The following is a 13,738-nucleotide window of genomic DNA, read 5'->3' as shown; positions in this document are numbered from 1 at the left end:
TCGGGTGGGGCGTCGTGCGACGCAGGTGAGGCGAGGGTCTAGGAGCGAACGCACTGCGGTGCATCCGGCACCGTCCGCTCGTTCGACACCCGTTGGTGGAAATGACGCAGCATCCTGTTTTTCGTCATCTGCAGCAGGCGAAACACCTGCGGCGAATCCTGCGCAGGTGCGGGAAGATGAAACACATGGATATCCAGGTCGTAGGCATCGGCCACGATCTGCATGGCACGCCGACACACTGGGCAAGGCGGGCTGGACGTCCACATGCTCACGCGGCCGCCCGGCGTCAGATGGTTTTGCACGATGTCGCGCTCAAGCGTACGGAGTCCGCGCATTTCCGCGTCGAACCGATGCCCCACACCCACCGCTTCGCCGGGTAGTCGAAAATCCTCGATGGCATCCAGGACGGACGGCTCGTTCTCGACCACATGCGCATAGACGCTGGGGTTGCGCTCCCGGTAATAACGTTGCCAGTCCGGCATGGCGTAGGCCGCATCGCCTTGCGCTTCACCGACACCCATGGCGGCTGGCGGCGCCTTGCCTGACAGGGCGTGGTACAGCGTGGTGCGTGGCTGCCCTGTCGCGTTGCGCCACTGGTACTTCAGCTGGGCGACGTTGGCACGTGACCACTGCGCCGCGAACGGATCGAAGTCCGCTTGCGTCGTCAGCCGTGTTTGTGTGGCCGCGTAGCGCTGTGCCCCGCGAAGGTTGAACTTGAATGACTCGATGAGGCGCTGCCCGGCGTCATAGGCATCGCTGGTGTCGACCTGGGTGAACTGCACCGTGCCCGCCTCGGCGGGGCGCCATGAGGCACTCGCTATCAGCATCAAGGCGACGGCAAGGCGTGGGTGGTTGACCATCAGAGGGGCGCCGTGTCGGTGTCTCCGGGGAGACGGGGCGCCTATTTGGCCCAAGGGGGGCCGTCGGGTCTGTCAGTCCCTGCCGCTCATCACGCGAGGCAGGGCGAGGCCATGCACGTCGGCGCGTCCACTCAGAACCACTTGTTCCGCTTCAGGGCAATGAAAATCCCACCCACGATACACGCCACCAGACAGGTGATGGCCGGATATGCCCAGGGCTTGTCCAGCTCAGGCATATGCACGAAGTTCATTCCGTACCAGCTGGTGATCAATGTCGGTGCCGCCAGCATGGCCGCCCAGCCGGCCAGCTTCTTCATCACTTCGTTCTGCCCGAACGTCACCAGCGCCAGGTTCACGCTGATCGCGGCCCCCAGCATCTCGCGCATGGCGGAAATCGACTCGTTGACACGGAACACATGATCGTAAATGTCGCGGAAGTACGCGCGAAGTTCGTCGTGGATCAGATGCGGGTGCAGTCGTACCAGCTGCGCCACGATGTCCTGCAATGGCACCACCGCCAGCCGCAGCGTCATCAGTTCGCGCTGCATGTCGTACAGCCGCTTGATGGTCAGCCGGTTGTACGTCTCGGCGAAGATGTCGTTTTCCAGCTCGTGCAGTTCCTCGCGGAAGTCGCGAACGATCGGCAGGAAGTTGTCGACGATGAAATCCAGTACGGAATACAGCGCGTAGCTGGGCCCCATGCGCAGCAGCTCCGGCGACTGCTCGCAGGTGCGCCGCGCCGGCGCGTACGAGAGGGACGCCCCGTGGCGCACCGTCACGAAGTAGCGCTGCCCGACGAAGATCTGCGTCTCGCCGAAGGCTATGTTGCCGCCGACCAGTTGCGCGGTCTGGGCGACGATGAACAGGGAGTCGCCGTAGGTCTCGATCTTGGTGCGCTGGTGGGCCAGCTGCGCGTCTTCGATGGCCAGGTCGTGCAGGTTGAACTCTTCCTGCAGTTTCAGCAGCAGCGGCTCGTCCGGTTCGTGCAGCCCTACCCAGACGAAGGTGTCGGGTTCCTTGAGCACGTCGCTGATCGCGTCGAGGCTGATGTCGCCGATCCGGCGACCGTCGGTGCGGTAGGCGACGCAGTTGACCACCATGCCGCCGGAGGCAACGTAGGTGGGCGCGGATTCGGGGAGGATCGAGACAGAGGCCATGGGCGGCATGATGCCGGGCCATGTGTGACGGGGCAATGTTACGCGGGGCCCATCGCGCGATCCCGCAAGAACGTGCGGATCAGTCGTGTCGGCGGCAGAACGTCACGAACACTGCGGTCCAGCACGGCAGCGCGAACAGCAGCCAGGGCATGTTGCGCTGGGGAAAGTCGGGCCACAGGTGCAGCAGTATCCCGATCACCGCGGCCGCGAACGAGATCGCCGCGATGCGTGGCGCGAAGCGTCCCATGGGGCGGCCGGCACGGCGCAGGCGCCAGATGCCGGGAATCAGCAGGAAGGCCAGTGGCTGGTACGCCAGCAGATTGAAGTTGCCCCACGCCGAGCGATGCAGGGTCAGGGTCCACAGGCCCAGCATGAACAGCCCGGCGAGGCCGGCGAACACCGTGAAAAGCGTGCCCGCGGCAACGAAGACACCGCGTGCCACGCGATGCCGGCTGAAGGCGGGCAGGGCGAGCGGGATCGCCAGCAGCAGGCCGGCCAGGAGCAGCGGCCAGCGCAGGTCGGGTGCCTGCTCCGGCGGCGGCACGAGGCGGGCTTCCGCGAGGGTGGTCTCGCCATCCACCAGCGGCCGGGCGTCGTCGCCTTCGCCGATCCGTACATGGCGCAGCTCGTCTTCCAGCACCATCGGCAGGAAGGCTTCCTTCCAGGCCGTCATCGGCTGGTCGGCGTAGGGTCCCAGGCCCAGGTCCATGCCCAGCATCAGCCAGGCCTGGTTGCTCATCAACCGGGCAGTCTGTTCGCGATACGTCATGCCGCCTTCGCGGGCGCCCAGCTGGCGACCGAGTGCGCCACCCAGGGCCGCGTCCAGCGCATCGCGCACTCGCGTGGTGCAGTTGTCCGCGTAGTAGTCGTAGTGGTAGCCGGCGTTTTCGGGCCGGACGTTCCAGAGCATGAAGCGACGCAGGTCGTCCTTCTGCGCATCGTCCAGGCTGAGGTGCTGGCGACGCACGTAGCGCCCCTCACCTGCGTAGAAGTCCACGTCCGACTGCGTGGTTTCGGCATCCATGCGGTAGGCCATGATGCCGCGCGCGAAATTGAGGATGAAGCCCTTCTGGTCGAAGTCGAATACGCCATAGTTGAAGGCAATGGCCTCGCCGCTCACCCGGTCGCGTACCTCCAGCGCATCGTGGCCGAAGCGCTCCCAGTAGATGTCGCCGGGGCCGTAGGTCATCAGCGAGATGTCCAGGTCCGAGGCCGGCGCATCGACGATGCCGGCGCGGGACAGGGGAGCGAAGCACAGGGCGAGCAGGAGGATCAGGGCGTGGCGCATGGTCGGGCTGGAATCCTTGCCCGCAGGCATGGCTGTCAGGAACCGCCGGCCCGGAGGCCGGCGGCAGACGTCAGGCTGCGCGGTTGGCGCGTGCGACGTGGAACTGCTGGACGCGGCGGTCGTCCGCTTCGGTGACACGGAACAGGAAGTCGCCCACGGCGATCTCTTCCCCGGCGGCCGGCAGGTGACCGAACTCCGAGGTGATCATGCCGCCGACGGTGTCGAATTCCTCGTCGGAGAAATGGGCGCCCGCGATCTCGTTGAAATCGGCGATGGGAGTCAGCGCGCTCACGGCGAAACCGCCGTCTTCCAGCGCCTGCACCAGTACCGGATCTTCCTCGTCGTCGTGCTCGTCGTCGATCTCGCCGACGATCTGTTCCAGCACGTCTTCGATGGTGATCAGGCCGGCCACGCCGCCGTATTCGTCCACCACCAGCGCCATGTGGTTGCGTGTGAGGCGGAACTCCGCCAGCAGCACGTTCAGGCGCATGGACTCGGGAATGAGCACGGCGGGGCGGAGCAGGGCACGCACGTCGCCCCCTTCGCTCTGGCCGTAGTACTTCAGCAGGTCCTTCGCCAGCAGGATGCCCAGCACTTCGTCCTTGTCCTCACCATGCACCGGAAAGCGCGAGTGGCCGGATTCGACGACGGCGGACAGGATCTCGGGGAGGGAGGCATCGGCCGGCAGGCTGACGATCTGGGCGCGGGGCACCATGACATCGTCGACGCTGAGCTCGGTCACCTTGATGGCACCCTCGACCATGGTCAGGGTGTCGTTGGAGAGCAGGCCGTTGGCCTGGGCGGTCCGCAGTTCCTCGATCAGTTCGTCGCGGTTGCGTGGCTCGCCGGAAAACATATGGCCCAGACGGTCCCACCACGATCGGTGGGTCGGGCCATGGGTACTGCCAGGGTCCTCGTTCATCACTCTTTGCGTTTCTGCCCGGAAGGGCGGAACGGCCAGTCTAGCGGAATTCTCATGACGGTTCAGGGCTACGGTCGCCTGGGGGCGCGTAGGAGCGCACGATGTGCGCGAAAAGCCAACAAAGCGATGAAGCGGCATGCTCCCCATTCCTCCCTCCCCCCTCGCAAGTCGCCACATCAGCCATCCGGCCCCGACACGTCAGCATCGGGCGTTCCGGATCGCGCACATCGTGCGCTCCTACGAGGTAGGTTGGTCAGAGGGTTTCGGCGGGCAGGGTCTCATAGGGGTTGGCAATGCCCAACCCCGCCAGGATGCGCGTTTCCAGGGCCTCCATCGCGTCGGCTTCGCCGTCGTCGATGTGGTCGTAGCCCAGCAGGTGCAGGATGCCGTGCACCGTGAGGTGGGCCCAGTGATCGGCGGGCTTCTTGCCCTGCTCGGCGGCCTCGCGTGCGACCACAGGGGCGCAGATGACCAGGTCGCCGATCAGGGGCAGGTTCACGCCGGGGGGCAGTTCCACGGGGAAGGAGAGCACGTTGGTCGCGTAGTCGCGGCCGCGGTATTGCAGGTTCAGCGCCTGGCCTTCCTCGGCATCAACGATACGGATCGACACCTCGGCGGCCTTGCGGCGGCGGGCGCCCTTAAGCGCGGCCTCCACCCAGCGGCGGAAGCTGGCGGAGGCGGGCACGCCCTTGCGTGAAGCGGCGGCGTAGCCGACCGCGACGTCCACGGGAATCAACGCGGCGGTTCCTGCTTGTCCTCGAAGGCCTCGTAGGCGCGCACGATCTTGGCCACCAGCGGGTGGCGGACCACGTCGCGCGAGGTGAAGAAGGTGAAGCTGATGCCGTCCACGCCGCGCAGCACCTCGATCGCGTGGCGCAGGCCCGAGCGGATGTGGCGGGGCAGGTCCACCTGCGAGACGTCGCCGGTGATGACCGCCACCGAGCCGAAGCCGATGCGGGTCAGGAACATCTTCATCTGTTCGACGGTGGTGTTCTGTGCCTCGTCGAGGATGACGTACGAATCGTTGAGCGTGCGGCCGCGCATGTAGGCCAGCGGGGCGATCTCGATGACGTTGCGCTCGATCAGCTTGCCGACCTTCTCGAAGCCGACCATCTCGTACAGCGCGTCGTACAGCGGCCGCAGGTAGGGGTCGATCTTCTGGCTGAGGTCGCCGGGCAGGAAACCCAGTTTCTCACCGGCTTCCACCGCGGGGCGCACCAGCAGCACGCGCTGCACGCGGTTGGCTTCCAGCGCCTCGATGGCGCTGGCCACCGCGAGGTAGGTCTTGCCGGTGCCGGCCGGGCCCACGCCGAAGTTGATGTCGTGGGTGGTGATGGCGTGCAGGTAGCGGGCCTGGTTGGCGCCGCGGCCCTTGATCACGCCGCGCTTCACCTTGATCACCACTTCCTGTGCGGATTCGGCAGCCTGGTCGTTGAGCGCGTCGATGCCCGATTCCGCCAGGCGCAGGTGGATGGCCTGGCCGTTGAGGATCTCCGTCTCGGTGGCCGCATACAGCGCGCGGATCACTTGCTCGCCGGCGCGCGCCGAAGCTTCGTCGCCGATGACACGGAAAATGGCGCCACGGTGGTCCACTTCCACGCCAAGGCGCAGTTCGATCTGCCGGACATGTTCGTCCAGCGGTCCGCACAGGTTGGCGAGGCGGGTGTTGTCCTCGGGATCGAGGGCGAAATCGCGTTGGGTCAGGCCTGGATTCATGGGGTCCGGTGCGTCACGTTAGGGGCGAGGGCTCACGACGCCAGCGCGACCTCGTCGTCCAGGCGCACGCGGCCACGCAGCGAGTTGCTCATGGCTTCGGTGATCGTGACGTCGACGAACTGGCCGATCATGCGAGCGTGGCCGGGGAAATTCACGTACCGCATGTTTTCGGTGCGGCCACTCATCTCGTTGGGGTTGCGGCGGCTGGGTTTTTCCACCAGCACGCGCTGCACACTGCCGACCATGGCCTCGTTGATCCGGCGCGCGTTCTCGTTGATGGCCGCCTGCAGGCGGGCGAGCCGGGCCTGCTTCACCTCGGCCGGCGTGTCGTCGGCCAGGCTGGCGGCCGGCGTGCCGGGCCGCGAGGAGAACACGAACGAGAAGCTCTGGTCGAAACCGATGTCGTCGATCAGCTTCATGGTCTTTTCGAAGTCGTCGTCGGTCTCGCCGGGGAAACCGACGATGAAATCCGACGAGACGCAGATGTCCGGGCGCACGGCGCGCAGCTTGCGGATGCGCTGCTTGAATTCCAGCGCGGTGTAGCCGCGCTTCATCGCCGCCAGAATGCGATCCGAGCCCGCCTGCACGGGCAGGTGCAGGTAGTTGGCCAGCTGCGGCACGTTGGCGTAGGCCTCGATCAGCGAGTCCGAGAACTCCAGCGGATGCGAGGTGGTGAAACGGATGCGGCCGATGCCGTCGATCTGCGCGATGGCGTGGATCAGCACCGAGAGGTCGGCCACGTCGCCGTCGTGCATCGGACCGCGATAGGCGTTGACGTTCTGGCCCAGCAGGTTGACCTCGCGCACGCCCTGTTCGGCGAGCTGCGCCACCTCGACGATCACGTCGTCGAACGGGCGGCTGATTTCCTCGCCACGGGTGTAGGGCACCACGCAGTAGGAGCAGTATTTCGAGCAGCCTTCCATGATCGAGACGAAGGCGGTGGGGCCTTCGGCGCGTGGCTCCGGCATGCGGTCGAACTTCTCGATCTCCGGGAAGCTGATGTCCACCTGCGACTTGCCGGTGGCGCGCTGGGCTTCGATCATCTGCGGCAGGCGGTGCAACGTCTGCGGACCGAACACCAGGTCCACATGCGGGGCGCGCTTGAGGATGGCATCGCCCTCCTGCGAGGCGACGCAACCGCCCACGCCGATCAGCACCGGCTTGCCGTTGGCCTTGTGGGCCTTCCAGCGGCCGAGCTGGCTGAAGACCTTTTCCTGGGCTTTTTCGCGGATGGAGCAGGTGTTGACCAGGATGACGTCCGCGTCGTCCTCGTTCTGGGTCAGCTCCAGGCCATGGGAGGCGAGCAGCACGTCGGCCATCTTGGCCGAGTCGTACTCGTTCATCTGGCAGCCGTGGGTCTTGATGAAAAGCTTGCCGCTCATGCGCCGGGGTACCGTGATTCGTGGGAGTTGCCGAACCGCGCAGTTTACGCCCCCGCCGGGGTGCGTGCCAGTTGCCCGCAGCGGATCAATGACTTGCGTGACGATCGTCGGCCTCGAGCCCTTGGCAGGAAAAGGGGGCTCGGGCACACTCGCGCCCATGGTTCACGACGCGACGCCAGGGGAAAGCGCCGGCCATCGCGCCCGCCGTTTTCATCCTTCCGGCACGGCCCTGCGCAGGGCCGCGGGTACGTGCGCGCTCCTTTTGATGGGCCTGATGGCCGGCCCGGCCGCTGCGGGCTCGCTGTATCGCTGCACCGGTTCCACGGGCGAGACGGTGTTTTCGGGTACCACGGCCGGCTACAAGGACTGCAAGCGCATCGGCAGCACCGGGCCCTCGCGTCCGGCCCGCTCGATCGCGACAGTCGCTCCCGCCGCCCAGGCACGGTTGCCCGCGTCGCCGTCCGGCCAGACCCGTTCCAACAACGGCCAGTCGTCTTCTGCCCCGACCGCCGTCTTCGAGCCGGTCGCCGGGCCGCCCTCGCTCAAGGGGGTGATCGGGTCCGTGGCCCTGGCCCCCACCGTAGCCGGCCCCTTGCTGGCCGGCATCACGGGGGGCGTGGTCGGCGGAATGGAAGGTAATGCCCAGGAGCCGCTGGTCCTGCCTGCCGTGACGGCGGCGACGCCGTCCCCCGCGGTGCCGAAGGGGCAATGGGACTACAAAGAATCGGCCAGTTCTGACCTGACGGCCGCCGTCGCGCCCGAGACGCCGAAGGGTTCCCGTGTACTACGCGGGGCGGTCTATCGCATCACGCGTGCGGACGGCGGGGTGGAGTACACCAACATCCCGCAGGGCGGTGGCGGCGGTAAGGGCGGCACCGTCAAGATGCTCTTTACCTATATCGCCACTTGCGCTGCCTGCGACGTCCATTCGAAGGTCGACTGGAACCGCGTCGCCCTCAACGTGGCCGCCTATGGTGACGCGATCCGTGCGGCCAGCAGCGAGTTCAGCGTGGACGAGGCCCTGCTGCGTGCCGTCATCCATGCCGAAAGCGCGTTCAACCCGCGGGCCCTGTCGGTGGCCGGCGCCCAGGGCCTGATGCAGCTGATCCCCGGCACGGCGCGGGACATGGGTGTCATGGACGCGTTCGACGCCAGCCAGAACATCCGTGGCGGCGCCCGCTACCTGGCCCTGCTGCTGCGCACCTTCAACGGCAACGAACGCCTCGCCGCCGCAGCCTACAACGCCGGCCCCGGCGCCGTGCAGAAGTACAACGGCGTGCCCCCCTACGACGAAACCCAGGTCTACGTCGAACGCGTCGGCGTCCTCCGCAAACGCTACAACGACCTCCTGAAGCCCCACGCCGCGCTGTAGGAGCGCGCGATGCGCGCGACATCTTTTCGCGATGACCTGGGGGCTGGCGCGTGGGCGGGATGGTTGTCGTTTAGACGATTTCGCGCACATCGTGCGCTCCTACCCCGCGCGTTCCTGCCCACGGCGCGTCTCCTACACCCGGCTCCCGGCGCGTCGTAGGAGCGCACGCGCGTGCGCGAACCGCCTCACCTAAACGCCTGCGCCTACCTCAACGCCTGCATAGGCGCCGTAGGCGGCCGCTGCGTGGGCGTTACCGTGGTCGCGAACGCCGCCCCATTACGCAGCCCGGACACCTTCACCGCCACGCCCGGCTTCAACGAGGCCTCGTGCCGCCGCAAATCGGACGGATCGAGGATGTCCTCGTCCCCGATACGCAGCAGCACGTCGCGCTGCTGGATACCGGCCAGCGCCGCGGGCCCGCCGGGCGATACGTCGTTGACCACCACGCCCCGGGCCGCGGAGGGCAGGCCGCTGTCGGCGGAGATGGGCACCGCGCCGTAATCCGCGCCGATCCAGCCGCGCACCACGTGGCCCGTCTGGATGATCTGGTCCAGCACCTCGCGGGCGCTTTGCACGGGAATGGCGAAGCCGATGCCCTCGGCGCCCACGGCCTGGCCGATCAGCGAGGTGTTGATGCCGACCAGTTCGCCATGCGCGTTGACCAGTGCCCCGCCGGAGTTGCCGAAGTTGATCGCGGCGTCCGTCTGGATGAAGTTCTCCAGGCTGGACAGGTTGAGCTGGCGCCCGATGGCGCTGACGATGCCCATGGTCACGGTCTGGCCGATGCCGAAGGGGTTGCCGATGGCCAGCACCACGTCGCCGACCCGGGGCCGGCTTTCGGCGTCGGTCATGTGGATGGCGGGGAGGTTGCCCGCATCCACCTTGAGCACGGCCAGGTCGGTCTCGTCGTCCGAGCCCACCACGCGGGCCTTGGCGACGCGGCCGTCGTAGAGCAGCAGCTGGATGTCGTCGGCGTTGGCGATCACGTGGTTGTTGGTCAGGACGTAGCCGTCTTCGCGAACGATCACGCCCGAGCCCAGGTTCTGCTGGCGGCGGGTACGGGCCGGGCCGGTGGGCACGCTGAAGATACGCTGCAGCACCGGGTCCGAATACAGCTCGCGCGGCTGCTCGGTCACCATCTTGTTGGCGTAGATGTTGACCACGGCCGGCGCGGCCTTGGCCACGGCATCCGCGTAGGAGGCGGGCGCGCCGGCGGCTGGGGCCTCGGTGTCGGCGCTGGCAGTGGCCGGCTGGGTGGCCGGAGGGGTGAAGCGCTGGCGCAGGAAAGCGCCGCTGCCCGGCCAGAACAGGCCCACCACGAAGGCGACGGCCAGGCCGAGCACGACGAAGCGGGCAACGAAGGCGAGCGTGCGTGCGGCGTGGTTCATGGATTAACGAGGGGTCCTGTCGTCGTCGCGTCGCCTTGCCCGGGGGAATCCGGGCAGCCGGTGGTGCCGGATTTTCCGCTTCCTGGCGGATTCGTGACCGTCCCACCCGTCATGGAGCACAGGGGGTGGTTCAGTTTATTGTACGTGGGTGGTGCCTGCCGTTACACTGACTTGATATAGCGGAAGCCGATTTCCGAACGAACCGGCGATAGGGGTCCGCATTCTCAATGGCATAAGTTCCGGAGAGCCTGATGGCGAACGAAGTCGTCGATCACGGGCGCCGTCGCTTCCTCACCACCACGACCGCGGTCGTGGGCGGTGTCGGAGTGGTCACGGCGGTCGTGCCCTTCATCAAGTCGTGGGAACCGAGCGCAAGGGCAAAGGCAGCGGGAGCGCCTGTCACGGTCGACATCAGTACCATCGAGGCGGGCCAGAAGGTCACGTTCGCCTGGCGCAGCCTGCCGGTCTTCGTGGTCAACCGGACCAAGGACCAGCTGGCCCAGCTGAAGGGCCTCGAGCCCCGCCTGCTGGATCCGCAGTCCTCGGACGCAGGCCAGCAACCGAAGTACGCCACCAACGAGAACCGCTCGATCAAGCCCGAGTGGCTGGTCGTCATCGGCCTGTGCACCCACCTGGGCTGCGTGCCGGACTTCGTGCCCGACATCAAGCCCGAGCCGTTCGACGCCAACTGGAAGGGCGGTTTCTACTGCCCCTGCCACAAGTCGCGCTACGACCTGTCCGGGCGCGTCTTCGCCGGCGTGCCCGCGCCGAAGAACCTGGCCGTGCCGCAGTACCACTTCCTGGATGACTCGCACATCCAGATCGGTGTCGATCCGGAGGGGAAAGGCTGATGGCCAGCATCTTCGATTGGGTCAACGAACGCGCGCCTAACCTGGCGCCGACGTTCCGCAAGCACATGACCGAGTACTACGCGCCGAAGAATTTCAACCTCTGGTACTACTTCGGTTCGCTCGCCCTGCTGGTCCTGGTCAACCAGATCGTGACCGGCATCTTCCTGACCATGAACTACAAGACGAGTGCGCTGGAAGCGTTCAACTCGGTCGAGTACATCATGCGCGACGTGGAGTGGGGCTGGCTGATCCGCTACATGCACTCCACGGGCGCCTCGCTGTTCTTCGTGGTGGTGTTCCTGCACATGTTCCGCGGCATCATGTACGGCTCGTTCAAGCGTCCGCGCGAGCTGGTCTGGATCCTGGGCATGCTGATCTTCCTCGTGCTGATGGCCGAGGCGTTCATGGGCTACGTGCTGCCGTGGGGCAACATGTCGTTCTGGGGTGCGAAGGTCATCATCTCGCTGTTCGGCACCATCCCCTACATCGGCTCGTCGCTGGTGGAGTGGATCATGGGCGACTTCCTGCCTGCCGACGCCACGCTGAACCGCTTCTTCGCGCTGCACGTCATCGCGCTGCCGCTGGTGCTGTTGCTGCTGGTGGTGCTGCACCTGGCCGCCCTGCACGAAGTGGGTTCCAACAACCCCGATGGCGTCGACGTCAAGCACGGCCCCAAGGGCAACCGCTGGGATGCGACCAAGCCGATCGACGCCATTCCGTTCCATCCGTACTACACGGTGAAGGACCTGGTGGGCGTCGGCTTCTTCCTGACCATCGCCGCGTTCATCATTTTCTTCGCGCCCACCTTCGGCGGCTGGTTCCTGGAGCACGACAACTTCACCCCGGCCAACAACCTGGTGACGCCGAGCCACATCAAGCCGTCGTGGTACTTCACTCCTTTCTACGCGATCCTGCGCATGATCCCGTCGTTCTTCGGCACGGCGATCTGGGGTGTCATCGGCATGTTCGGCTCCATCCTGCTGCTGGCGCTGCTGCCGTGGCTGGACCAGGGCGCCGTGCGTTCGGTGCGGTACCGTGGCATGGGCTACCGCATCGCCCTCGGCGTGCTGGTGGTGTCCTTCCTGTCGCTTGGCGCGGTGGGCGCCGGCGTCACCGCCGAGCTGATCCCCGAATGGTTCCCGCATGCGGACGTCACCACATGGGAGAACGCCTTCGGTCGCCTGATGACACTGGGCTATTTCGGCTTCTTCGTATTCGTATGGGTCTACACGCGCTTCGGTTTCGAGAAGACCAAGCCGGTTCCGGAACGGGTGACGACGCATGATTAAGCGCTATCTTTCTTCCGCCGCCCTCGCGCTGGGCCTGTTCGTCGCCGCGTTGCCCGCCATGGCCGCCGAAGGTGGCGAGGGGCTTCCGTCCGCCGGTACCAACGTCAACGACCAGGCGGCGCTGCAGCGCGGCGCCAAGCTGTTCTTCAACTACTGCGTCGGCTGCCACTCGCTGAAGTACGTGCGCTACTCGCGCCTGGCTTCCGACCTGGGTCTGTCCGAAGACGAGGTGATGACCAACCTCAACTTCACGGGTGCCAAGTTCGGCGAGCCGGTGATCTCGCACATGCCGGTCGACGGGGCCAAGGCCTGGTTCGGCAAGGATCCACCCGACCTGTCGCTCGAGGCGCGGGCCAAGGGCGTGGATTTCATCTTCAATTACCTGAACTCGTTCTACCTCGACCCCACACGGCCGGTCGGCTGGAACAACACGGTGTTCCCCAACGCCTCCATGCCCAATCCCCTGTGGGAACTGCAGGGCCTGCAGGTGGCCGTGCACGGCGAGGCCAAGCCGGGCCAGGAAGCCACGGTGGAGAAGCTCGAGCTGCAGCGCCCGGGGCGGATGACGCCCGAGGAGTTCAAGGCGGCCACGCGCGACATCACCACCTTCCTCGAGTACACGGCCGAGCCGGCCGCTCTCGAGCGTCAGTCGGTGGGCGTGTGGGTCATCCTGTTCCTGGCCGGCCTGACCTTCCTGCTCTACCTCGTGAAGCAGGAGTACTGGAAGGACGTGCACGAACAACACGACGAGCACTGACCGATGTCCCGCGGGCGGCCCACGGCCGCCCGTTTCGTTTCGGGGACGGGTGGGGTTAGAGTTCCGAACACCGTAAACAGGGAGATCGACGCATGGTCCAGAGTGCTCGTTCGCGTGCGGCGCTGACGCTTTACACCAGCGCCGACGACATTCACTGCCACCGGACGCGCCTCGTGCTGGCGGCGAAAGGGGTGGCCTATGACAGGATCGTTCTCAAGCCGGATCGGCCGACGGCCGACCTGCTCGACCTCAATCCCTACGGCACCCTGCCGACCCTGGTCGATCGCGACCTTTGTCTCTACGACCCCCTGGTGGTCGTCGAATACCTTGACGAGCGTTATCCGCATCCGCCGTTGATGCCCATCGATCCGCTGTCACGGGCGCGCCTGCGCCTGGCCACCTGGCGCGTCGAAAACGACTGGCTGCCTGAGATCGAGGCGATTGCAGAGGGCGGCAAGGAGGCTGCCGGTGCCCGCAAGCGCCTGCGCGAGCAGCTGTTGTTGTCCGAGCCGCTGTTCCGGGCGTCGCGTTTCTTCCTCAATCCGGAGATGAGCCTGATCGACTGCCTGGTGGCCCCGGTGGTCTGGCGGCTGCCGCACCTGGGCGTGGACCTGGGCCGGGACGGCAAAGCCATCGTCGATTACGGCGAGCGCCTGTTTCACAGCCAGGGCTTTGCCCGCAGCCTCACCCCCGAGGAGCGAGACATGCGCCCGGATTTCAATTTCAGCCCCGGTTAGCGTCGGATGCCGCCTATCC

At 66.4% G+C, this 13,738-nt stretch carries 13 protein-coding genes; 5 read left to right on the top strand and 8 right to left on the bottom strand.

The window, feature by feature from the left end:
- Window positions 1–38: 38 nt before the first annotated feature.
- The 7 genes from ACVKN3_RS10355 to miaB all read right to left on the bottom strand — a co-directional run bounded on the left by ACVKN3_RS10355 (window position 39) and on the right by miaB (window position 7,325).
- Complete coding sequence (locus ACVKN3_RS10355; protein WP_354515160.1) at window positions 39–860, bottom strand: hypothetical protein; 822 nt, start codon at window positions 858–860, stop codon at window positions 39–41.
- 131 nt (window positions 861–991) lie between these two features.
- On the bottom strand, window positions 992–2,017 hold the full coding sequence (locus ACVKN3_RS10350) for a magnesium and cobalt transport protein CorA (RefSeq protein WP_051939065.1): 1,026 nt from the start codon (window positions 2,015–2,017) through the stop codon (window positions 992–994).
- Between the two features lie 79 nt (window positions 2,018–2,096).
- Window positions 2,097–3,305 carry a lipoprotein N-acyltransferase Lnb domain-containing protein gene (locus ACVKN3_RS10345; protein ID WP_354515158.1) on the bottom strand — a complete coding sequence of 403 codons (1,209 nt, stop codon included), beginning with the start codon at window positions 3,303–3,305 and terminating at the stop codon, window positions 2,097–2,099.
- Between the two features lie 70 nt (window positions 3,306–3,375).
- A complete protein-coding gene (locus tag ACVKN3_RS10340; RefSeq protein WP_036140415.1) occupies window positions 3,376–4,227 on the bottom strand; it encodes an HlyC/CorC family transporter in 852 nt (283 codons plus the stop codon).
- Between the two features lie 253 nt (window positions 4,228–4,480).
- Window positions 4,481–4,960 carry an rRNA maturation RNase YbeY gene (gene ybeY, locus ACVKN3_RS10335; RefSeq protein ID WP_354515252.1) on the bottom strand — a complete coding sequence of 160 codons (480 nt, stop codon included), beginning with the start codon at window positions 4,958–4,960 and terminating at the stop codon, window positions 4,481–4,483.
- On the bottom strand, window positions 4,960–5,943 hold the full coding sequence (locus tag ACVKN3_RS10330) for a PhoH family protein (protein ID WP_285404532.1): 984 nt from the start codon (window positions 5,941–5,943) through the stop codon (window positions 4,960–4,962). Before ACVKN3_RS10330 ends, ybeY begins: the two co-directional genes overlap by 1 nt.
- A 32-nt stretch (window positions 5,944–5,975) precedes the next feature.
- Window positions 5,976–7,325 carry a tRNA (N6-isopentenyl adenosine(37)-C2)-methylthiotransferase MiaB gene (miaB, locus tag ACVKN3_RS10325; RefSeq protein WP_354515155.1) on the bottom strand — a complete coding sequence of 450 codons (1,350 nt, stop codon included), beginning with the start codon at window positions 7,323–7,325 and terminating at the stop codon, window positions 5,976–5,978.
- Window positions 7,326–7,599: 274 nt separating this feature from the next.
- Between miaB and ACVKN3_RS10320 the strand changes: the two genes are divergently transcribed.
- Window positions 7,600–8,697 (top strand): lytic transglycosylase domain-containing protein, encoded by a 1,098-nt coding sequence (locus tag ACVKN3_RS10320; protein ID WP_456991696.1) that lies wholly within the window; start codon window positions 7,600–7,602, stop codon window positions 8,695–8,697.
- Window positions 8,698–8,900: 203 nt separating this feature from the next.
- Here the strand turns inward: ACVKN3_RS10320 and ACVKN3_RS10315 are convergent, their stop codons facing one another.
- Window positions 8,901–10,085 carry a S1C family serine protease gene (locus tag ACVKN3_RS10315; protein WP_285404538.1) on the bottom strand — a complete coding sequence of 395 codons (1,185 nt, stop codon included), beginning with the start codon at window positions 10,083–10,085 and terminating at the stop codon, window positions 8,901–8,903.
- A 251-nt stretch (window positions 10,086–10,336) separates the two neighbouring features.
- On the opposite strand from ACVKN3_RS10315, the gene petA reads away from it, so the two are divergent.
- The 4 genes from petA (at window position 10,337) to ACVKN3_RS10295 (ending at window position 13,719) form a co-directional block, all read left to right on the top strand.
- Window positions 10,337–10,936 (top strand): ubiquinol-cytochrome c reductase iron-sulfur subunit, encoded by a 600-nt coding sequence (gene petA / locus ACVKN3_RS10310; RefSeq protein ID WP_036140421.1) that lies wholly within the window; start codon window positions 10,337–10,339, stop codon window positions 10,934–10,936.
- Window positions 10,936–12,225, top strand: a complete 1,290-nt coding sequence (locus tag ACVKN3_RS10305) for a cytochrome b (RefSeq protein WP_285404541.1) — start codon at window positions 10,936–10,938, stop codon at window positions 12,223–12,225. Before petA ends, ACVKN3_RS10305 begins: the two co-directional genes overlap by 1 nt.
- The gene (locus tag ACVKN3_RS10300) at window positions 12,218–12,982 is read left to right on the top strand and encodes a cytochrome c1 (protein WP_285404543.1); all 765 of its coding nucleotides are present in this window, start codon (window positions 12,218–12,220) and stop codon (window positions 12,980–12,982) included. Before ACVKN3_RS10305 ends, ACVKN3_RS10300 begins: the two co-directional genes overlap by 8 nt.
- Before the next feature lie 92 nt (window positions 12,983–13,074).
- Window positions 13,075–13,719 carry a glutathione S-transferase N-terminal domain-containing protein gene (locus tag ACVKN3_RS10295; RefSeq protein WP_354515150.1) on the top strand — a complete coding sequence of 215 codons (645 nt, stop codon included), beginning with the start codon at window positions 13,075–13,077 and terminating at the stop codon, window positions 13,717–13,719.
- The last annotated feature ends 19 nt before the right edge of the window (window positions 13,720–13,738 follow it).

The organism is Luteibacter sp. PvP120 (assembly GCF_054055715.1).
This window is presented reverse-complemented; position numbering and strand designations above follow the sequence as displayed.

Coding starts and splice junctions, on each gene's coding strand:
- ACVKN3_RS10355 (WP_354515160.1), bottom strand. CDS start 860: ATGGTCAACCACCCACGCCTTGCCGTCGCCTTGATGCTGATAGCGAGT.
- ACVKN3_RS10350 (WP_051939065.1), bottom strand. CDS start 2,017: ATGGCCTCTGTCTCGATCCTCCCCGAATCCGCGCCCACCTACGTTGCC.
- ACVKN3_RS10345 (WP_354515158.1), bottom strand. CDS start 3,305: ATGCGCCACGCCCTGATCCTCCTGCTCGCCCTGTGCTTCGCTCCCCTG.
- ACVKN3_RS10340 (WP_036140415.1), bottom strand. CDS start 4,227: ATGAACGAGGACCCTGGCAGTACCCATGGCCCGACCCACCGATCGTGG.
- ACVKN3_RS10330 (WP_285404532.1), bottom strand. CDS start 5,943: ATGAATCCAGGCCTGACCCAACGCGATTTCGCCCTCGATCCCGAGGAC.
- miaB (WP_354515155.1), bottom strand. CDS start 7,325: ATGAGCGGCAAGCTTTTCATCAAGACCCACGGCTGCCAGATGAACGAG.
- ACVKN3_RS10320 (WP_456991696.1), top strand. CDS start 7,600: ATGGCCGGCCCGGCCGCTGCGGGCTCGCTGTATCGCTGCACCGGTTCC.
- ACVKN3_RS10315 (WP_285404538.1), bottom strand. CDS start 10,085: ATGAACCACGCCGCACGCACGCTCGCCTTCGTTGCCCGCTTCGTCGTG.
- petA (WP_036140421.1), top strand. CDS start 10,337: ATGGCGAACGAAGTCGTCGATCACGGGCGCCGTCGCTTCCTCACCACC.
- ACVKN3_RS10305 (WP_285404541.1), top strand. CDS start 10,936: ATGGCCAGCATCTTCGATTGGGTCAACGAACGCGCGCCTAACCTGGCG.
- ACVKN3_RS10300 (WP_285404543.1), top strand. CDS start 12,218: ATGATTAAGCGCTATCTTTCTTCCGCCGCCCTCGCGCTGGGCCTGTTC.
- ACVKN3_RS10295 (WP_354515150.1), top strand. CDS start 13,075: ATGGTCCAGAGTGCTCGTTCGCGTGCGGCGCTGACGCTTTACACCAGC.